This is a genomic window from Pseudomonas sp. SDO52101_S400 (assembly GCF_054071635.1).
In genome coordinates this window covers 48,300-67,944 of record NZ_JBSVWF010000018.1, presented here as the reverse complement: position 1 = coordinate 67,944, position 19,645 = coordinate 48,300, and the positions used below count along the sequence as shown (strand labels likewise).

The 19,645-nt window shown below is 58.8% G+C and carries 26 protein-coding genes; 1 reads left to right on the top strand and 25 read right to left on the bottom strand.

Annotation, left to right across the window (positions count from 1 at the left end; translation table 11 throughout):
• Positions 1-98: 98 nt before the first annotated feature.
• The 25 genes from ACW9HX_RS11685 to ACW9HX_RS11565 all read right to left on the bottom strand — a co-directional run bounded on the left by ACW9HX_RS11685 (position 99) and on the right by ACW9HX_RS11565 (position 18,189).
• Positions 99-395 carry a phage tail assembly protein gene (locus ACW9HX_RS11685; protein WP_003222226.1) on the bottom strand — a complete coding sequence of 99 codons (297 nt, stop codon included), beginning with the start codon at positions 393-395 and terminating at the stop codon, positions 99-101.
• Entirely contained in the window at positions 392-739 is a 348-nt protein-coding gene (locus ACW9HX_RS11680; RefSeq protein ID WP_007908779.1) for a phage tail tube protein, read from the bottom strand. The genes ACW9HX_RS11685 and ACW9HX_RS11680 overlap by 4 nt, the downstream gene beginning before the upstream one ends.
• A gap of 67 nt (positions 740-806) precedes the next feature.
• Positions 807-2,303: a phage tail sheath subtilisin-like domain-containing protein gene (locus ACW9HX_RS11675; RefSeq protein ID WP_457380725.1), complete on the bottom strand. Its 1,497-nt coding sequence runs from the start codon at positions 2,301-2,303 to the stop codon at positions 807-809.
• A complete protein-coding gene (locus ACW9HX_RS11670; protein WP_007954893.1) occupies positions 2,303-2,482 on the bottom strand; it encodes a DUF2635 domain-containing protein in 180 nt (59 codons plus the stop codon). Before ACW9HX_RS11670 ends, ACW9HX_RS11675 begins: the two co-directional genes overlap by 1 nt.
• On the bottom strand, positions 2,479-3,063 hold the full coding sequence (locus ACW9HX_RS11665) for a phage tail terminator protein (protein WP_457380724.1): 585 nt from the start codon (positions 3,061-3,063) through the stop codon (positions 2,479-2,481). The genes ACW9HX_RS11670 and ACW9HX_RS11665 overlap by 4 nt, the downstream gene beginning before the upstream one ends.
• Positions 3,064-3,125: 62 nt before the next feature.
• Positions 3,126-4,154, bottom strand: a complete 1,029-nt coding sequence (locus tag ACW9HX_RS11660) for a phage late control D family protein (RefSeq protein WP_457380723.1) — start codon at positions 4,152-4,154, stop codon at positions 3,126-3,128.
• Between the two features lie 9 nt (positions 4,155-4,163).
• Positions 4,164-4,376, bottom strand: coding sequence for a tail protein X (locus ACW9HX_RS11655; RefSeq protein ID WP_007954888.1), 213 nt, complete (start codon positions 4,374-4,376; stop codon positions 4,164-4,166).
• Entirely contained in the window at positions 4,369-4,752 is a 384-nt protein-coding gene (locus ACW9HX_RS11650; RefSeq protein ID WP_457380722.1) for a phage tail protein, read from the bottom strand. The genes ACW9HX_RS11655 and ACW9HX_RS11650 overlap by 8 nt, the downstream gene beginning before the upstream one ends.
• Complete coding sequence (locus ACW9HX_RS11645) at positions 4,749-6,725, bottom strand: phage tail tape measure protein (protein ID WP_457380721.1); 1,977 nt, start codon at positions 6,723-6,725, stop codon at positions 4,749-4,751. Before ACW9HX_RS11645 ends, ACW9HX_RS11650 begins: the two co-directional genes overlap by 4 nt.
• Before the next feature lie 128 nt (positions 6,726-6,853).
• Positions 6,854-7,435: a phage tail assembly protein gene (locus tag ACW9HX_RS11640; protein WP_457380720.1), complete on the bottom strand. Its 582-nt coding sequence runs from the start codon at positions 7,433-7,435 to the stop codon at positions 6,854-6,856.
• 160 nt (positions 7,436-7,595) lie between these two features.
• On the bottom strand, positions 7,596-8,102 hold the full coding sequence (locus ACW9HX_RS11635; RefSeq protein WP_085712871.1) for a phage major tail tube protein: 507 nt from the start codon (positions 8,100-8,102) through the stop codon (positions 7,596-7,598).
• Positions 8,102-9,268, bottom strand: a complete 1,167-nt coding sequence (locus ACW9HX_RS11630) for a phage tail protein (RefSeq protein WP_457380719.1) — start codon at positions 9,266-9,268, stop codon at positions 8,102-8,104. Before ACW9HX_RS11630 ends, ACW9HX_RS11635 begins: the two co-directional genes overlap by 1 nt.
• Before the next feature lie 2 nt (positions 9,269-9,270).
• Positions 9,271-9,456 carry a hypothetical protein gene (locus tag ACW9HX_RS11625; protein ID WP_039771239.1) on the bottom strand — a complete coding sequence of 62 codons (186 nt, stop codon included), beginning with the start codon at positions 9,454-9,456 and terminating at the stop codon, positions 9,271-9,273.
• A gap of 97 nt (positions 9,457-9,553) precedes the next feature.
• On the bottom strand, positions 9,554-10,141 hold the full coding sequence (locus ACW9HX_RS11620) for a phage tail protein (RefSeq protein WP_457380718.1): 588 nt from the start codon (positions 10,139-10,141) through the stop codon (positions 9,554-9,556).
• A gap of 9 nt (positions 10,142-10,150) precedes the next feature.
• Positions 10,151-11,764, bottom strand: coding sequence for a phage tail protein (locus ACW9HX_RS11615; protein WP_457380717.1), 1,614 nt, complete (start codon positions 11,762-11,764; stop codon positions 10,151-10,153).
• Positions 11,765-12,400: a phage tail protein I gene (locus tag ACW9HX_RS11610; RefSeq protein ID WP_457380716.1), complete on the bottom strand. Its 636-nt coding sequence runs from the start codon at positions 12,398-12,400 to the stop codon at positions 11,765-11,767.
• Positions 12,397-13,392 (bottom strand): baseplate J/gp47 family protein, encoded by a 996-nt coding sequence (locus ACW9HX_RS11605; protein ID WP_457380715.1) that lies wholly within the window; start codon positions 13,390-13,392, stop codon positions 12,397-12,399. The genes ACW9HX_RS11610 and ACW9HX_RS11605 overlap by 4 nt, the downstream gene beginning before the upstream one ends.
• On the bottom strand, positions 13,389-13,721 hold the full coding sequence (locus ACW9HX_RS11600) for a phage baseplate protein (protein ID WP_102621413.1): 333 nt from the start codon (positions 13,719-13,721) through the stop codon (positions 13,389-13,391). The genes ACW9HX_RS11605 and ACW9HX_RS11600 overlap by 4 nt, the downstream gene beginning before the upstream one ends.
• Before the next feature lie 14 nt (positions 13,722-13,735).
• Positions 13,736-14,344, bottom strand: coding sequence for a phage baseplate assembly protein V (locus ACW9HX_RS11595; RefSeq protein WP_457380714.1), 609 nt, complete (start codon positions 14,342-14,344; stop codon positions 13,736-13,738).
• Positions 14,345-14,347: 3 nt separating this feature from the next.
• Positions 14,348-14,869, bottom strand: a complete 522-nt coding sequence (locus ACW9HX_RS11590) for a hypothetical protein (RefSeq protein WP_457380713.1) — start codon at positions 14,867-14,869, stop codon at positions 14,348-14,350.
• 73 nt (positions 14,870-14,942) lie between these two features.
• Positions 14,943-15,281 (bottom strand): phage holin family protein, encoded by a 339-nt coding sequence (locus ACW9HX_RS11585; RefSeq protein ID WP_064593815.1) that lies wholly within the window; start codon positions 15,279-15,281, stop codon positions 14,943-14,945.
• A 143-nt stretch (positions 15,282-15,424) separates the two neighbouring features.
• Entirely contained in the window at positions 15,425-15,847 is a 423-nt protein-coding gene (locus ACW9HX_RS11580) for a tail fiber assembly protein (RefSeq protein ID WP_457380712.1), read from the bottom strand.
• A 51-nt stretch (positions 15,848-15,898) separates the two neighbouring features.
• A complete protein-coding gene (locus ACW9HX_RS11575; RefSeq protein WP_457380711.1) occupies positions 15,899-16,321 on the bottom strand; it encodes a tail fiber assembly protein in 423 nt (140 codons plus the stop codon).
• Between the two features lie 168 nt (positions 16,322-16,489).
• Positions 16,490-16,915 (bottom strand): tail fiber assembly protein, encoded by a 426-nt coding sequence (locus ACW9HX_RS11570; RefSeq protein ID WP_457380710.1) that lies wholly within the window; start codon positions 16,913-16,915, stop codon positions 16,490-16,492.
• A 539-nt stretch (positions 16,916-17,454) separates the two neighbouring features.
• A complete protein-coding gene (locus ACW9HX_RS11565; RefSeq protein WP_457380709.1) occupies positions 17,455-18,189 on the bottom strand; it encodes a LexA family transcriptional regulator in 735 nt (244 codons plus the stop codon).
• Between the two features lie 261 nt (positions 18,190-18,450).
• Here ACW9HX_RS11565 and ACW9HX_RS11560 point away from each other — a divergent pair, with 261 nt between their 5' ends.
• Entirely contained in the window at positions 18,451-19,494 is a 1,044-nt protein-coding gene (locus tag ACW9HX_RS11560; protein ID WP_457380708.1) for an acyltransferase family protein, read from the top strand.
• The last annotated feature ends 151 nt before the right edge of the window (positions 19,495-19,645 follow it).

Here is a 19,645-nt window from a genome sequence, read left to right as displayed (position 1 = left end):
CGCGTGCTCCAGCGATTCGCGGAGCACATCCAGTGGCCTGGCCATCATCTGTTCAGGGTCAACCTTCCAGAACCAGGCCAGGTCATAGGCGACCGAAATCAGGTCGGTGATGGCTCCGACGCCGCACTCATGAAAAAACTCGCAACGGCCCAGCTCAGCGCGTTGAGGTCAGCCAGATCCAACTGGTTGACCGACGACGGCGGAATGCCGGCGCACACGGCGATGTATTTGGCCGCCACGTCCATGTCGAGGCTGACCTCTTCGCTCTTGTCGATCTTGTACGGCAGCGCCTTGATCGCTCGCACCTCCTGCACCGTCGGACGGCGCAGGACGAGTTCGGTCAGGGGCTCGCCGTGAGCTTCGATCGCAACTTGAAGCTTCACGGCGCCGCTCATTGCCAGGTCCCCTTGATGCCTTCGAATTTCAGTTCGATGGTGGCGTCATCGCCTTTGGAGACTGGCTCTTCGACCAGGTACGCACCGGCCAGCACATAGACTTTGCCGTTGCTGAATTCGCAGGTGACGGTGATGTCGGTGCCTTCGATCAGCTTCTTCAGCGGGAAGTCGGCAGTGTGCAGCGCGGTCACCTTGAACGACGGCGCAATGTCGGTTTCCTTGTAGAAACCCGGTACGACGGTTTCGCGTTTGACGGCCATCAGCGGGGCTTCGCAGCCGCCATTGATAGTCAGTTGTGCACCGTCGACCTTGACGTAGCAGGTGCCTGCAATCAGTTGACCCATGGTGTTACTCCCTTCAAATAAAAAGCCCACGCGAGGTGGGCTGAAATCACAGTGTCAAACGGGCCGATCAGGCGACGTCGTCGTACTGCAGACGGAACTGGTTGAGCAGTGCGAACACGCGCAGACCGTTGATGTAATCAGGCGGGAACAGCACGTTTACGCGGCTCGGGTCCTGCACGTCGCGTTCGACGATCAGGTGCTCGGCGAACAGCTCGGCGTTTTCCACGTGGCCTTCGAGTTCGAGCTTGGCGTACTGAGCGATCAGCTCACCGCGAATGGTCGCCGGGGTGACGATCGGCTGGCCGGCGCCGAAACGGGTGCCGTCGGAGGCCAGTTTGTGGCGACCGTATTTGCTGGTGATCACGCTTTGCAGACGACGTACGATGAACGCCGACTGGTGCATGGTTTCGCTGTCCAGGTACGAGTTGTCGGCTTGGCCGTAAGCGTTTTTCTGGTAGGTGGTGATCGAGCGCTGGATGCGCACGTAACCGCCTTCGTAGTACGCGGTGGCGATGCCGTAGTTGAGCAGCGACTGACGCTCGGTCAGGGTGAAGCGCTCGCTGGCCGGCGCCGGATCAACGCCGGGCAGGCTGCCGCTCTGGGTCGGACGGCTGGCGTCAGCCGAGATGAACACCGAAGTGCGCGCGGCCAATGCTGCAGCTTGTACCCACACCGGTTGCGGAACGCCCGGCTCCAGCGCCTGAATGGTCATGTGCTGGTCGTTGCGCGCCTGACCGGCCGCCACCAGAGTGCCGACGGTGCCGCGCTTGGCGCTGTAGACGTGACCGAACAGTTGCTTGGCCCACGACCAGCGACCGGTGCTGTCGTCCATCACTGCTTGCCAGGTGTTGAGGGTGGCCAGGTCGGACCATGGCAGCGTGATGAACTCAAACGGCTCATCGCCCAGTGCTGCAACGGCAGCCACTTGATCCGGTACACCCACGCCGCCAGTCATGGCAGTGATGGCGGTGGTCAGGCCGGCCGGGGTTTCCTCGCCGTTGCTCTTGCCCAGGCGATTGAATTGCAGGCTGATGTCGTTGCCGCTCTCGCCGGTCCATTTGGCGTTCAGGGTGACCACGCCTTCGGCAGCCGCAGCGCTCACCGGCAGATCGGCGGTGGCGTTGATTTTCTGCGCCAGGGCGGTGGCCGCCTGGGCAGCGGTGGCACCGTTGACCACGGTAGCCTGCACACGGACGCCGCCGACATACAGGTTGAGCAAACCAGCCTGAGTCGCGGTGCCGGTCAGGGTCAGCACGCCTTTGGCGATTGCGCCGGTGGCGTTGTGCAGCGGCAGGCACCAGATCTCACCGATCGGGTCGGCCTTGCGGAAGGTCTCGTACATCGACGCCAGCATCGAGCCCTGGCCACCAATGCTCTTGGCCAGTGCCACGCTGGAGACCAGCACCAGTTTGCCGACTTCGCTTGGGGCGATGTTGTCGTTGACCTGCGCCACGATCAGGCGACGCATGGACGAGGACGCGCTATTGGCGGCCGAATTGTCCATTTCGGCATAGAACAGCGGTACACGAATGTCCGCAGGGATGTTGCTGAATCCGATCGCCATTATTTGGCTCCCTTTTGTTTAGCTGTTGCGGTTTTGAGGGTGATATCGCCGTCGGCCAGACGCCGGCGCCACCAGGCGCTGTCCAGCACTTCACGGCCTTCCAGTGGCAGCAGGTCGCCGGCTTCCGGGTCCGGCACGGCACGGCCGGCGGCCGGCACTACGGTGATGCGGTTGCTCATGGGGTTACGTCTCCAGAGAAAGTCATTTCCACGCGCCCGTCAGGGCCGGGATGTTTCAGATTGGGGTCGGCCGGGTCGATCGCATCGACCCGCACGGTGACCCCGGTAAAGGACGACAAACCGTCCAGTTCGCGTTCGTGCCAACTCTCCGCAGGCTGACTTGGCAGATTGCGGCCCAGCTGGAACTCGGCAAAAAAGCGCAGCCGGTAGAACGCGCGGCTGCTGTTGATCGAGACCGTTTCGCCGCCGTCATAAACGATGGCGCTGTAGTCGGAAGCGGGCTTGAAACCCACCAGCGCACGCCACAGTTCGGCGCGCAGTTCGTGCAACAGATCCAGCGCTTTTGTGGCGTCCGTGGCATCAAGTGCCAGGATGATTTCGAAGCGGTCGCGGATCGGTTGGCTGAGGGAGTTCTGTGCGGTGTTGGCGCTGGCCAGATCGGCCAGCGGTAAAACATGTGCCGAGGGTGTCGCCAAATTCGGGTCGCCTTGCAGAAGCGCCAGGTCGATACCTGTCGCGATATGGCCGGCAAGGCTTGGGCATTGCGCACGCAGCTGCGTGAGGATCGGGGAGATCTTCATGGGGAGCGTTCCAGGTTTTGTGAGTGGCCACAGTGAGGGGGGGTGGCGGTGAGATCGGGGGATCAGTCCTTGGCTTTTGCCTCGGGATCCCGGCCGTTTGCTTCGATCAGGCAGCGATAGCTTTCTTCGGGCTTGCCGCTGGCAGTCACCTTTTCAATCGACCAGCGACCGCGCATGAAGTCCGGCCAGGTGTCATCGAGCACCAGCAGTCCCTCGGCAACCAGCAGCGGATCGCCCGGGCAGGTGACCTTCAGCTTGTATTTCTCGCGCAGCATCTTGCGCACTTCGGCTTCACCGATGGCTTTGGCTTCTTCCACACTGGCCTGTTTCTGACGAACGACCTTGTAGGGTGCCGAGCCGGTTTTCACCTCCACCTGCTTGCCGGCATTGGCGTCCCAACAGCAGACTTTGCACCCCTGATTCTGGGTGCGGGCGGTTTCTTCCAGCGTGGCGCTGATGAAGGCGTGATCGCCCGGCCGATTGTTGTGGGTCACCGACAGCCTCACATTCGGTATCACCTGACCCGAGAGGTTTTTGAGCTGCGCCGGTTTCGCCAGTACGTAGAGGTCGTTGAACGGTTTGGCCACCGCGTCGTACTTCTTCGCCAGTCGCGTGATGAAACCCATGTCGGTTTCGTTCGACTGGTCGACATGAGCGATCCTGATCAGCGCCAGTTCGGGATCGACGCGCGGCGAGAAACCGTGCGGCTCGACCAGTTTGCGAAACAGCCCGCCAAGCGTCGTGGGGCCATGACTGGCCGTGCGCCGTTCCTTGAATCCGGTTTCGTCCTTGCCGCTGAAAGGCGCGGCGGTCGCGACCAGCGTCAGGCGCAGCGGGAACAGCGTCGGTGTCAGTCGAGTGACCTTGAACTGACCCTTTTCGACCAGCCCGGTCTCCAGATACCCCACCCGCAGGCCGATGACGCCGCCCAGGGTCGGCAAGCCCTCAAGGCCTTCCATGTCGAGCACCAGCGTCAGTTGATCGGACTCCATCCCGGCAGCATCGATGTGTTCCCAACTGATCAGGCGCTGGTTCAGCAGGTCCTTGTTGGCGCCGTAGATTTCGATCGCCGGCGTAAATCCCTGTGCCATGCAGCCTCCTTAATCCCAGGCCAGAACCGGTTTGATCGCGGCCGGTTTGCTATCGAGTTCCGGCAGTGTCACCCAGACACCCGCCGGCAGGATCGGACCGTGCTCGGCCAGGGTCGGGTTGAGTGTCCACAGGGCTTCTTCAGCGCTGTCATCGCTGCGACCGGTTTCGCGGTAGAGCAAAAGATTCACCGAATCGCCGGCCACGCTTCGTACCTTACGCATTGTTGAACTCCGTCAATACGATCACCCACTTGATCACCATCGCGGTGCCATCATCGATGACCTCGCTCTGGTTTTCGTCGATGCTGGTGATCCGCCACAAACCCCAGTTGCGGCCAATGCCATCAATCAACGGCAGCGGTACTCTCAACGCTTGCAGCGCACGCAGCTCATCGAGCCGGTCCATCGCCACGGCGTACATCGAGGTGCCGGAGATGGTCAGGGTTTCAGGCTTCTGTCCTGTCTGGTGGGATCTGGGTTTGCTGTTGAGGATCTGCAGCTCGGTCCAGCCACCCTCGGACTTTCGCGACAGCGTGCTGTACGCAAACTCCCGGGACAGCCCGAAGATGAAACTGCCCAGTGCCATTTGTTGTTTCATGTGGCGACTCCATCGGTCAGGGCTGCGTCACGGCGGGTGGCCAGTGGGTTGCTGTTCATCAGCGGTGTGAATTGGCTATCGAACTGACTCTGCAGTTGCTGCGTTACCAGCAATCCAATGTTTTCCGAACTGCCCGGATCGCTGCAGTACACCTGAACCGAAGGCGCGTACGTGACTTGCTGGTTTACAGCCTGGGCGCTGGCCAGATCCTTGCTGACCTGGCCGGGGGCAGACAGTGTGTCTGGCGCAATGAATACAAGCCTTTCAGCCAGCCCAACGCTTGTGTCCCTGTCTGAGGCCGGAACAACTTGTGAGCGAGGGTCGATTGAAACGGCCGAACGCAACAGGCCCGGCGCGTCGCCCCATGACGGTTGTTCGCCGACTTTCATTACCCTGACAGCAGCGGGATCCAGACTGGCAATTCCCGTCACGGGCGTATCCGTTGGCAGCCTTGTTGCAGAATCCTGGGTAGACGTCAGGTCGGGTTTGTCAATGGTCGCCTTGCCGGGTAGCCGTTTTCTTACACGGTCTTTCGCCTCATCGACAGCCGCGTCCAGCAGAATATCGAATATCTTTTTCAGGGCTGAACCCACGACGATAACCGCAGCGCTTATGTTCGGATGGGTCTCGGCAAAATCGCTCATTCGGTCAGTGTTTTTTCCAGCAAACTCAAGCACCTCAGGAGATGGCGACACCGCATTGGCGCTGGCGATGGCCAGACGCTCGTTACGCGCAAGCTGAACGTTCCATTGACCTTGCTGGGTATTGGAGAGTGCCAGTGCAGACTGGCGCACCGAACTCTGCTCACCGGCCTTCGAAGTCGCGTATTGCCCCTTGTCCTTTACTTGCGAAAAGGCCTCGTTGACGCCACCAAGGTTCTGCGCCAGCAACTGTGCGGCATCATCGCTATCGGCAAACAGTGTCCGCGCCAGCGTGGCGCGTTGCTCGACCGGTCTGGCGTTCAGCGCGGCAAGTACCGAGAGTACCGCACCCTGTGCATTTTGCTTGTCCGGGTCGCGCATTGCCGCCGCCACGGCGACGGGATCAAGCCCCAGTTGTTTCCAGGCAACACGCTCGGCGCCCGATGTTTTGTCACCTTTGCCCAGCGCAACGGAAAGGCTCTTCAACGCCTCGCCGGCATCGTCTTTCTTCATCCCGCTGTTAAGTAATGCTGCCGAGAGCGCAGCGGCCTGCTCGGGTTGCAGACCTGCCGAGATCGCCGATTCACCTGATTGCTTGAGGACTGCACCGATGTCTGACGGTTTTGCCCCACCCGGTATTTTGCCGAGCTGATTGGTCGCATCCGCGAGATCAAACGCCTGATCGCGACTGAGCTTCATCGAGGTGCGCCACACCACCATCATTTCAGCGACATCCTTGGCGGGGACTTTGAACGCTGACGCAATGATCGCAGCGTCATTGGCGAAATTGAGCAACTCAAACGGTTTGTCCGACGCCTCGGCCAGGCCATTGCCAACTCCCGCATCGGCCGCAAGCGTTGCGACCTTGATCAACTCGATCCCGCGAGTTCCTCCCGCAGCCACCAGTGGCTTGCTGGCCATGACCAGGCTTGCCAGCTCTATCTCCTTGGTCTCTTTTTGTGACAGTTGTGCGGTGCTGCCCAACTCGGCCGCAGCCAGGTTCAGGGCAATCGACGGCTGAAGAAACCCCGGCGCTTCAGTCCGTTCACTTGACTCCTTCGGCGTCGCTGATTCACCGCCGTAGTCATCTTTGGCAGTGGTATTCGCCGAAATTGAACGGTGGGTGGACAGTGCCAACCTCAATGCATCTATTGCAGTGGTCAGCGAATCGATGCTGGCACTTGCTTTAACGAGCGCCTGATCAAGGATGGAAATCCGGTCTCCGGCAATTTGCCCAGAGCCATTGATCGACGCCAGGTTCAAGCTGATATTGCCGGGCGCTACGGCTGAATTCTCACTGGCGTACATGAGCGCATTCTTGCTCTCTGCCATGCCGCTCTACTCCTTTTTCACGCCAAGGCGAGTGATCGCTATGTCGTAGCGGCGCAACGCCTTTTCGGCGTCCCACTCCAGAATTTCCGCCTCACTTACCGGGTAAATGAGCGGCACGATATCGAGGATTACTTCGATGTCGCGCTCTGAAAGAAGGCCGCCGGCTGGTTTAAAAAATCGTCGATGCGCACCTGCAATTGCGTCCAGTCCGGGACGGTCATCAGGGCCAGATCGGGAATCATCAGGCCGGTGCAATGGGCGGTGATGAACTCGGCGCGTTCCTTGGCCGTTTTCAGTTTCTTCATCACTTTCGTGGCCCGCAGCGCCGGCATTTCCAGGCTCAGCGAGGTCACGGTGCGGCCGGTCACGGCGAGCGGTTGCAGCAGTTGCACCTGATCGGGGTCGTCGGACTTTTCCGCGTCTTCGACCTGGTCGAGAAAGTACGACGCCGGACGGGTCGACATCTCGTGTACGTACTGCGCGATGCTCACGTAGTCCGGACGTTTGAGCTGGTCGAGCTCCTTGACCGACAGCCCGGTGGCCAGCAGCGCCAGTTCGAAGAACTGATCGTCTTCGTCATCGCCGGCGCGTTCCAGCGCTTCTTTCTGGGCGGCGTAGAAGAGGGGCTTGAGCTGGATTGATTCGATCTGCGAGCCGTCGTCACCGGTGATCGGCGATAGCAGGTCATGCTTGGGTGGCATCCACGACATGTATGAATTCCTTGGTGATTCTTGAGGGGGTGTTGCAGTCCCTTGTGGGAGCGGGCTTGCCCGTGGTGAGGTCGGCACATCCAACATTGATGTCGATTGATCCGCCGCCATCGCGGGCAAGCCCGCTCCCACAGGGTTTGTGCACGGTCTGCCGAAAGGCTTACGGCATCAGCACCGCACGACGGGCATCGCCGAGGATGTCGACGCCGTTGAGCACGAACTTCTGGGTGCGCACGTCGATGTCGATCACCGGGATGCCGTTTTCCAGGCGGGTGTAGGTGCGGCAGGAGAGCTCCAGGGTGGTCTTGGGTTTCTCGCCCATTTTGATCGTGCCCTCATCGAGGATCTTCAGCTTGCCGCCCACGGTGTGGTAGGTGAACCAGGTGTTGCCGTCCTGATCCTGACCGGCTTCACGCACGTTCAGCAGGATGTCTTCGCCCAGCTTCACACCCAGTGCAAGCATGATTTCCGGGCCGGTGCCCTGCAGGATCAGCTTGGCGCCAAGTGCCTTGGCACTCTTGGCCATTTCCTCGACGATGAAGCGGCCGCCGGTCATGTTTTCCACGTCGAATTCGATCTTCGGCGGGGTGAACTCTTCCACGGTCGCCGACAGCGGCAGGCCTTGCAGGGTCGCCGCGATGGCTTGTCTATTGCGGTTGGTAAACATTAGAGAACGTCCTCCAGGAACTGCTCGATGATTTCATCGCGGGCGTTGAGTTGATAAACCATGTGTTCGTTCGGCGCGTAGCGGCCGTAGTCGATCACCACGTACCAGGTGCCGTTCTTGTACTTCTCGACGCTGTTGAGTTCCGGGTGCAGGTAAACGCTGCCGCCAGGAATGGTTTCGTCGGCGACCAGGGTTTGCAGCCAATCGTTGATGCGTTTGACTTCCTGATCCATGAACGACTTGGTCAGGTTCTTGGCCATGGCTTTCTGGCCGGCCTTCACCAGCTTGCGGCTGATGGCGTCTTCCAGACCGACGTAGCTGATGAACTTGCCGGTGATCGAACGGTTGCCCAGCAGCGAGAAGCCGCCCAGGATGGTGCGGGCGTAGTAGCTGACGCCGTAGCGGTTGAGCAGATCGCCTTCGGTGGAGGTGTCGAGGATGTTGTATTCCACGACGCGGGACACGTCTTCGGCGTAGGTCACCTGGTTGCCCGGGCTTTCCCATTGCTTGACCTTGGCCAGCGCGGCAATCGCCAGGCTGGATGGCGCGAGGAAGACGTTTTTCTTCGCCGCTTTCGAGTACACGGCGGGCATGTTGTGCACCACCAGGCAACGGTCGAAACCGAGGTCGGCGCCGCCCAGATCCTTGCTGTACAGCACTTGGTCGGCAACCGAAGCGTCCTTGCCGTCCAGCACTACACGAGCCTTGATGCGCTTGCCGAACGAGGCGAACTCGCTGGCCACCGCTTTGGTGCCGGTGAAGCCCGGCGCGCCGATGATGGTCAGGTCTTCCGGGACGCTGCCCAGTGCCGCCAGACCAAGCTTGCGGCCGGTGGCTGGCTCAACACCGCCGATCACCGCGTTGACGGTGTCAGCCGGAGTCGCGCCCGCTTCGACGATCACTACGTAGACCGGCACCTTGACCACTTTGAGGATCTGGTAAACCGCGTGGTACAGGGTGCCCTCTTCGGAACCTGTCGGATCGAGCAGCGCGTGGGTGGTGAAGCTGTTGATGCGAAACGGTGCGTTACGCGGAATCAGCGGATCGGCTTTCGGCGCGGTGCCGACCAGACCGATGACGTTGTCACCCAGGCCACCCATGGCCTCAGGGGATTCGGTGGCATTGACGGTAATGCCGTTGTGCTCGAAGTTCAGAACCTCAGCCATATTCAGTCAGCCTTCTTGGCAGCGGCCTTCACGGCCTTGGTGGTAGGGGTTTTCAGCTCCAGTCGACCGGCGCTGTGCAGGGCACTGGCCTCGACATCGAGCAGATCGAGTTCCTGGCCGACGCTCGACCAGTGACCACCCCCGGTGGGGAATGGAACGAGCACGGTGTAGGTTTGGCGGGTTGCCATTTTTCGTTTCTCCATAAACGGGAAAGCCCCTCGGAGGGAGGGGCTTGGCGGGTGTTGAAGGTTTTGTGGGGAAAAAACTCCCCGGGGTACAGGGCGCTTATTGAAGTGACGGTTCAGGTTTCCCGATACCCGTCACAGCTGCCTGGATAGACTTGACTGCCTCGTCGGCAGCCTGTCGGGCCTCATCGATTGCGCCAGTCGCAATCCTGTCTCTGATCAGCTCTTTCGCCTCCAGGCGACGTTCGCGGACTAGATAGAGTACTTCTGCGTACCTGGCTGCTTCAGTCAGCATGCTTTCGGCAGCTTCCTGAGGCGTGCGACCCATGATTGCCCAGGCAGCGACGGAGCGTGGCACTGCGTCTGCGGGATAGCCGGCATCCTTGAAAGCTTGCGCTTCGGTCGTCGCTCGTTCGTATTCGAGCGCCCGCAGCGGGTCGCCTGCAACAGTCTGCCGTGCCTGGTCGGCGTAGCTATCAATCCTTGTGCACAACTCGGCGATGGTCGGCACAGGCTCGCCGTCATGCTCCCATTGACCTTTCCATTCGCCGGTATCCGGGATTCGTGTTCCCTTGAATCGCGGATTCCAGCAAGGCTGAGGCAATTGGACCGCCGTCCAGTTGGCCGCGTCCACCGGGGTATCGGCGGCGTAAAGAAACCGGCCGTTCTGATCAATCACAAAAATCATATTTCCCCCTTAAACCGTTTGAACGCAGAAGCTGAATTGACAGGCAAATCCGCCCGCGCCGGCCGTGGAACCCATCGCGTAATCCAGGACCACCTCGCCTGTAGCTTCCGCTCGCCACGACAACCACCCGAACGCGAGCGGGCTGTTGGTAGCCCAATCGCCCGTCCCGCAAACTCGGGTGATGGGCCTGTAACCTGGCGGAAGCGTGAACATGATCAACGGATCGAGACCGTTACTGATCCAGCGTGAAGCATCGATGCTCACGTAGACATTGCCGTTGGCCTTCCAGTAACGGCAGGCATTTGCGTCGGCAAAACCATTGATGAACGCCGGTACCTTGATGCTTGTCGCTGAAAAGTTTGCGAAAGCGGTGGTCACTACACTGTTGGTCTGGGCCTGGGTATAGCTGTCGGTAATTCCGTAACCCGCCAGCGAATTGGGTTTGCCTGAGGTGATCTTGCTCCAGTCCAGCGCAGGGATGTCGGATGCGATCAGAGTTGTGCCACTGGTAGCCACACCTTTGGCATTGACGGCAATTTTTGTGTAAGTGCCGGCAGCAACACCTGAATCGGCAAGTGCCAGGGCAATGTTGGCATTCGCCGATCCGTCAAATGAGGCGCTACCACTCGCCGCGCCGGAGATGGAAATGCTGCGCGCCGTTTCAAGCTTTCGAGCCGCGAATGCAGTTGCATTGATTCCAAGGGCGTCAGTGATCCCAAAACCGGCCAGTGTCACGGGGTTGGCCCCGGCTGTCGCACGGCCATACTCGTCGACAGTCAGACTCTTGTAAGTCCCGGCAGCAATCCCGGTACGCCCCGCCAGCATCTTGAATGTCAGCGCGGTGGTGCCGAGGGTGATCGGCGCGTTGGTGGTCAGGTGCCACAGCGAATCGCCGTTGAGCGTGCCCTCTTCCACCATCACCGTCAGGCCCGGCGTGACCTTGGCGCTGACGTTGGCATCGTTGGCCCGAACCCAGTCACCGTTGGCGACGATCCACAGGCCGTTGTCCTTGGCCAGGGTCTGGTTCGGCAGCAACACGCGGTCGCCGGCAATCACCGCCACACCGTCGATCTGCTGCGCACCGTTCAACACCACGTTGGCGGTGGCGGCGACGCGCACCGATTGCTTGCCATCGAGTTTGCCGAGTTCTTCGGCGAGGTAGCTCATGACCCAGGCGCGAGTGGCCTTGACCACAGTGTCATCGATCAGCAGCGTCACCAGCGAGGCATTGCTGGTCTCGAAAATCGAGCGGATGTAGAACTCTTTGCCCGAGCCGGAGGTGGCCAGCACCGGTTTGAATGACTCCGGGTATTTGACGATGGCGTAGAGAATCCCGGTGTCGGTCCACAGGCCGGCTTCACGTACGTACCAGCCGCCGACGTCAGGCGGGATGGTGACTTCGGCGAGCAGCCAGCTCGGATTTTTCTCGTCCTGGAATAGTGCGTTAAGCGGTCCGCGCCAGACTTCGCGCTTCAGCGCGGTAGCCGTCGCGGCCGGGTTGTAGACCGCGCCGCCGCCATCGCCGACCGAAATCTGCGTCAGCTTGATCGGCACGCCCGCTGCCTTGCAGGCGGTTTCGTAGGCAATCCCTGCGTTGGTGAGCAGGGTGTAATAGTCAGCCATTCAGGCCCCCTGAGGATAAATAGTGGATGTTTCGACGGTGTAGAAACCGGCCGCCATGAAGGCTTCACCGGAGGTTTCGAGGCCTTCGAGGAATACCGGGTAGACCGTGGTCAGTTCGCCGCAGAAGGTCGCGGCGCCGATGACGTGACTGCCGAAGGCACTGAGGCCGACCGACACCGACAGCACGTCCCGTTCGCTCTTGGCATCAGCCAGGCGTCGGTCGAGACGGGCGTCGATAGCTTCGCTGTAGGGTTGTTCGCTGAAGGCCCGCACAGAGAAGCTGTAAGGCGCGCCCGGAGGAGTCTGTTCGTACCAGGCGCGGATTTCGGGTCTCAGTTGCAAGCCTTTGGCGGCGTTTTCCAGTGCCTTACGGGTACCGGCCTGACGCGCGGTGGGCCAGGCCAGTTCGACGGTCAGGCGCTTTTCCGCTTCCGGAGCGTCGGTGCTCCATTCAGCCACGCCGCGATCCGCCGCGAGATACGGCAGGAACGCGACCGGCGTTTCGCTCGGGTTCATCAGTTCGGGAAACGGCGGCACGATGCGGTCAAGCAACGCGCCGAAACCGATGTCGAGCGCCCGTTCCAGCGCCGAGCTGTTGGCCGGCAGCAGAGTAGGACGCGATGTCTGATCCGTCATAGCGTCTGCACCTCGACTTCGACCGCCGTGCAGTACGGCGCTTGAAACGCGGTGCACACGATCGGTGTCAGCGGTTCGAGAATCTGCAATTGCACGGCGCCGGCGCTGTGCAGCGTGTAGTCGATCCAGCTCGGATCGACCCGGCCTTCCAGGCGATGGCAACTGTCGGCGTAAGCTTGCAGATGCTGCTCGGCGGCGACTTTGGTCAGGCCCGAATCGGGACCGGAATTGATCTTCGCCACGACGCGGATCTTGTAGCGCTGAATGTCAGCGCCCTGCACCGTGACCTTGTCGGTTTCCGGACAGACATCGGGTCGGGCAAAGTGTTGGCGCACGCCGTCGAGCAGTGCAGCGGACGGTGTACCGTCGGCGTCGCGGGAGAGCACCGTAACCTGCACTTCGCCGGGCGCCGAGCGCCGGCCATTGCCATCCTTGACCTGTGCGGCGAGGCCATCGGGGTTGAAGGTGTATGTGACGTTCACCACCCCCGCATCGGTGGATTCGACTTTTACCGCCGGCCGTTCGCCGAGGGTGAAGACTTCACGGCGGTACTGCATCCGCGAACCCGCCGCCGGGGCATGGGGCGCCAGGTAGTAGCGCAGCCGGGCGTCATCGTCGCTCTCGTAAATCGCCGGTACCGGCGGGAATGCCGCCGGGTCGCCCGGGTCGAGCAACTGCCGCTCCAGGCCCATGTCCGCCAGCCGCGCATCGAGGTTGCTGCCGGTGGCCCACCACGCCAGCATCTGCTTGATGCGAGCGTTGTATTTGCGTTCGTGGGTTTGCAGGCGAACGCAGAAAGCCTCCAGGGCCAGGGTCAGCAGTTCGCTTTCGTTTTCCAGGCTGGTCTTGAGTTTCGCAGCGCTGTCCGGCGAGCGAGTACCGACGTACTCGAGCACGAAGGTCTTGAACTCGGCGAGCAGATCCTCGAAGGCCTCGACCTTGATCAGCGAAGGTTCGGCCAACTGGTTCTGACCAGGGATCAACATGCTCATGTCACCACCTCGAAAGTCTGTTGGCGGTTTTTCCAGGTGCCGGCAAAACGCAGCAGCAACCCTGCGCCCTGACGGCTGGCGACGATCACTTGCGGCTGGAAGTCGCCGATACCGTTCTGTGCGTTGTAGAACGCTTGCGCGGCGTGGCTTTGCGCCAGAAGCAGAACGTCGTCGCCGAGGTTCTGCCCCAACAGCGTGGGGATCAGCGAACCGTACAAGGGCCGCTTCTGCCGTGTGCCCAAAGGCGTGGTCAGGGCCCGGGTCGCGCGCTGCACGAATTGCAGCCAGTCGTCGACCGTGGCTCCGGTGTTTCTATCGATTCCGATCATGGGAGGCTCTTGATTCAGGGGCTGATGACGCGACCCTGGTGATCCACCAGCGGGCCGCTGAAATGCACGCCCGAAGCGTCGATGGTCAGGCCGACCGCGCCCAGTTGCAGGTTGATCGCTTGCGGCGTCATCGCCAGCCGCGCCGGGCCGATGCTCAGTTCAAGCGCTTCGCGAGAGCCGCTGAAGGCTGCCGGACCGTTCTGCCAGTGCAGGGTGTGCGTGGCGTCGTCGTAGCCGCTTTCGCTGCCGTCGACATGTACCCGTCGCGTCAGCGTGGGGATGGTCGAAACAGGTGGAAAACGGTCACTGTTCAAGCCGAACAACGCCACACTTTGCGCACCGCTTTCGCCGCTTCCGTAGTTGAACAGCAGACACTGTTCGCCAACGCTGGGTATCCGCGATTCGCTCTGGGCTCCGGCGCTCGGGTTGAAGAACTTGATGGCCGGGGTGAGCAATCCACCGTGGCTGACCCGACAGGTGTTGCTCGCGGCATCGACCTCCTGACAGATACCGATTCGGCAAAAACTCTCGGCGCGCCGGTGCAGGTCTTCGATCTCCGCTTCCATCTCGGCCAGGCGCTCGATGATCGGGCCCAGTTGCATACGCAGTAATGCGTCGAACATCGGTCAGGCCTCCAGCGAGGTGTATTGGTCGGGGTCGTCGATGTCGCTGACTTCCCAGGTGCGGGCGAATTTCGGTGTGCCGAGCGGATCGTCGAGCAAGGTCGGGCCGAGGTAAAGGGTCTGGTTGAATGTCAGGGTCCACGCCTTGTTTGGCTGATCGGCGCGAATCGCCAGTGAAGGTAATCCATCGATGTTCATCGGCAGATCGCATTGATCGCCAGGTAGACCCCAGCGGTTGTCGGTGATCAGGTTTTTCAGCGCGGCGATCAGGTCGCAGGCAGCAAACGCCGTGGCGGACAGCGCCGGAATGACCTGCAGCGACAGCGTCAGTACATGGGCAATCCGTCCGTTGGCTGCACGCTCTCCCGGTGCATTTCGCTCGATGTCGATCAACACCCAGGCTTTGTCGCCGGGTGTGGTGAAGTCATCGTGATTGCCGACTTGTATGTTCAGGCCGGCGTTGTTGCGCAAGGCTGTCGCCATTGCCGTGAACAGCTGCGAAGGCTGCTGAATGGGTGTGGGCACGCTTGACCTCCTTTTCTGATGTCCACGCGAAGCCGCGCCGCACAAGGTGCAGCGAGGCACGAAAGTGAAAGATTTACTGTGAGTCGCGGGGCGGGATTTCGCAGACGCCGATGCGCTTGGCGGCCCAGCGTTCATAAAGACCGATGGCCACGTCGGCGCCGGCCATTGCCGTCAGGCAACCAATCGCACACGCGGCCCAGATGGACATACCGGCGGCATACAGCAGCATGATCGCCGACACCCCGCAGATAACGCAGGCCCCGGAACGCAACGCCAGACGCCTGATCAGCGCCCAGCCACGCGCGCCCTCCTTGTCGGCACGCCACATTTCGCCGGATACGCCGCCCACCAGGGCGAGCAGGATGACCAGCCAGATCGGCATGTCCGCCAACGCTTGTTGCTCGTTTGTCATGTCACGCCTCCTTGGGTGATTGATGAGTAATGTGTGTTGGGTTCAATCGTTTTCTCTTGAGGTAGGCATTCCAAAAAGCCCGGCAATTAGCCAGGCTTTTCAGTAATGCATTCCCGGAGCCGGGACTTGATCGGCGCTGCGAATCAGAAAGGAGCAGCCGGCCAAATGATCTGCGGAAATACGGCGTTGTTTTTCACTTCACTCAAGGCAACGAAATACTGCTTGAAAGCAACCAGTGCCGCTTCATCAGCCGGGGTGGCAACTCCCAGATCCAGTTTGTATTGCAGAGGATTGAAGTCGAGCCAGCGCGCTGCCTCGTCAAAGTGCAGTTGCATGCGACCGCTGGTGAAAAGCTCCTGCTCTGCGGCAGTTGTCTCAAAATACTCTTCGCCGGCAGGCCCCCACTGCATCTTCATCCCCGGTTGAACAGCGTCGTTACCGGTGATGTCCCGCCACACGGAACTCGGTTCAGCAGCCGGTCTGGCTGGCGCCTCTCCCTCAATGTCCAGAACCTGAAGAACGACGGTGTAACCGGATGCAGTCAATGTCAGTGCATATCGATTCATTTCAATTTCCTTATCAGCGGTTCCAAAGCGAACTCGGCTAGTGGATGTCTGTCAGTACGGAGCCACAGGCCAGACAATGTTTGCCGGGTAACCCGATTGCTTGTCGATGTCGCTGACAGCGATGGAATACATCTTGTGAGCCAGCAACTTGGCCTCGTCATCAGGGGTGGCCACGCCGGTGTCTACCTTGAACTGCAGGGAGTTGAGCAGCAGCCAGTTGGCGGCCACGTTCAGCAGTTGCCATTTGTTCAGTTGCGCCTTGGCGATGAGTTCCTGCTCGGTCGGCGGTGGCGGCACATAGGCGGCAAAAGTCCAGACACCGTCGGTTTTGGTGGCCACCCAGCCCAGTTGTACTTCAGGGTGGTCAGTCACTTCTGCCCAGATAATGCTTGGGTGAAACATTTGCGTGATGTCACCGTCGGTTTCAAAAAACTCGACAATTCGATCCTGATCAACACGTCCATATCGGCGCATGATTTTTCCTTTTTTCCGCGTTATTTAATAAGTGATTTATCGATGTGCAATGCACGGTTGAACGGGTGATGCACTGGATATCGATGCTGGTGCCTCAGACAGGCATTCCAAAAAGCCCGGCGCAACGGCCGGGCTTTTCAGTAATGCGTTCTCGAAAGTGGTGCTGAATCAGAAAGGTGCTACCGGCCAGGTCACCGTGTAGGGGTAACCCGATTGTGTTTTCACCTCACAGACCGCGACGTAGTACTGCTTGTAAGCCAGCAGAGAGGCTTGCTCTTCAGGTGTGGCAATGCCCATATCCAGTTTGTATTGCAGCGGGTTGAGCATTAGCCAACCTTCTGCGGCTCCCAGCAGGAAGCGAACGTGATTGGTAACGATATCGACTTGATCCTGGTAGGTTGGCTCGGAGAAGGCCCAACCATTCACCGTGTACTCAGCTTTCCACCCGATTTGAATGGGCGTGTCGACGCTGGTCTCGACCCAGAAGCCCGATGCTCCTGGCGGGATCGATGGCATTTGCTCGGCATCCACAAATTGCAAAACCTTTGCAAAGGGGATCAGGTTGTTCGTTTCGATCAAGACATAACGAATCATTAATTCTTCCTTGTTGCTGATGATCAGTGCGGTTGTTGTCGAACTCTGCGACCCGGTGGTGCAAGTGACCATTTCAGGCAGGCATTCCAAAAAGCCCGGCAATCGGCCGGGCTTTTCAGTAATGCGCTCCTTCGCCTTCCTTCGGTCCATTGTTCAAAGAAGGAAGCTGACTTTTCGGCGCTACTGGCGCGGTACGAGTCCATTCAAATTGTTTTTCCGACCGCGGTCCCTGCCCGCCGGATAACTGCTTCTGGTGCTTTACGCTGCACACCCGGGTCAGTTGCCAACCCTCTGAACCGTTGAGGCCGGTTCATCGCTGCCTGTTCTTGTGGAACTAAAGAGCTGTTGTTGCCAGCCGCTTTGTCGAGCGGCTTGGTGGCAAGAATATGCACTCATGCATATCCAGTCAATGCGCAAATGCATTTATTTATGCATGAGAAATGCGCAGATGCATGAAAGCCCCGCCATTCAAGGGTCTTAGGGTTTTGCGCAGGCGAAAAAAAACCCGCCGAGGCGGGTTTTATCTGAAAGGGATCGGGTTATCGGGCGTACATGCCCCACCAGAAGACGTGACCGAGGATGACGATCTGCTCTTCCTGCATATCCTGGAAGCTGTAGTCCTCGTCCGGGTGTTCATCGCGGTTGAAGCTGCGCAGACGGATACCGGTAGGCAGGCGATAAAGCTGCTTCACCCGCAATTGGCCGTTGTGATTGATCGCATAAAGGTCGCCATCAATGATGTCGCCAATCCCGCACTTGCCCGCATTGACCCCGACTGTGGCGCCGTCACGCAGCACCGGCAACATGCTGTTGCCCCGTACGGTCACGCATTTGGCCTGGTCGAACTGCACGCCATTATGGCGCAGGCTACGCTTGCCAAAGCGCAGGCTAGAGCGCTCGCTCTCTTCGATGACGAATCTTCCTGATCCAGCAGCCAATTCAACCTCGCGAAGAAAGGGCACCGACACCTCGTCGTCATCGACTGGCGTGTCATCGTCCCACAGGCTTATGTCCTTGAGTTCGGAATGCGACTCCTCGCGCCCGCCGCCGGCGACCGGCGCAACATCCGCGCGCCCGCGCAACTGATCGGTGCTCACGGCGAAGTACTCGGCAATCTTCGAGATGTGTTTATCCGAAGGATCGACGATCTTCCCGCTGAGAATCCGCGAGAGAGTGGATTGAGGCACGCCGGTGCGACGGTGGAGCTCCGTGGGGGAGATCCCGTGCTGGTCGAGCAGTGCTCTTAAGACGGAGGATACGTTGCGTTTTTGCATATGCGAATAGTGCTTGATCTTTTTTCAGAAGACAAATGCATAAACGCATAAATTAGCAAAAGGGACAAGGGAGATCAAAAAATGATGCACCGTTTTCAGACCCCAGAATGCGGATCGCTCATTGCGCAAAGCCTGGATCCAAACGCTGGAGGATCATCAGTCTCGCGTATTCTTTGATGACATAGCGAATCCGTCCGGCATAAAATGGCATGAATTCTGTATCAAAATAAACACAAGCGGTAAAGGGAATATATTGTCAACATGGGATTTATTCGATTCTTTCTAGCATTATCCGTAATGTTCTCCCACATCGGCCCCCTCAGCTGGATTCCTGTAGTACCCGCAGGGTTTGCCGTTAACTGTTTCTATCTTATGTCCGGATTTTATATAACACTGGGATTAAACGAACGATACAAAACGCCAAACACTAATAGTGAATTCTACATTGGTCGCGTTTTGAGACTCTGGCCCGTTTATCTATTCTCTTTATTTATTTTGATACCGACAGGAATGATTGAGGCGGTAGCACACAACATCTCGCAACAACCATTGATTATTCAGGCGATCGCCACCTTCTCGAATATTTTCATGTTGGGCTCGGATCTACTTCTTCACATGAGTTCGGTTGATGGCAAGGTAGTATTCTCCGAATTCGGTATCGACAAGGCACACAACGGTGCTCAAAATATTATCAACCTTCCCGCGTGGACCCTATCGATCGAGATCCTATTCTATATAGCTGCCCCTTTCATTGTTAGAGACACAAACAAAACACTTATTTTTTTCGCCACCGCTGCATTGTATACGCTAGCAGCAAAAATATTCTTGTCTGCGACCTCCATGCATCTGCGAACGGACCTTTACTACTTGGGCCCTGCACTATATTTTGCGCTTGGAGCGGCTAGCTACTGGATACACAGACTCTATTCCGACAGTATAAATAAAACAGTCGCCATCTATATTTTGGCATTTGCAATTGTCGCACTCTGCACTGCTCACACAACACAGCAATCCTTAACACTTATTGGGTTGGCTGCACTGTCACCTCTCCTGTTCGAAAAAACAAAAAACAGCAAAATTGACAAATGGTTTGGAGATTTATCCTATCCGCTTTACATAACTCACATCCCAGTAACAATAGTAGTTCGATGGCTCGGCTACTTTGAAGCCAATACGTTCAGCTACGTCGTATCCATTATGTTTGGCACACTCATAGCCGTGTACGCTGTGGAATTACCGATCGAGAAACTTCGCAAAAATATGCGCGCACGTAAAAAATCAACACTCATTACCGCTACTCCTTAAAACCTCCAGCGCCCATATACTTTATGGGCGCTTAATCTACTCAGATGACATTTTCGAAAAGTAGCCAACCCAACAAAAATCTGCGAAGACCTCGTTCCTGGAAGCCAAAAATCACTCAATAAAAACCGAGAACTAATTTGACCATCGCGGA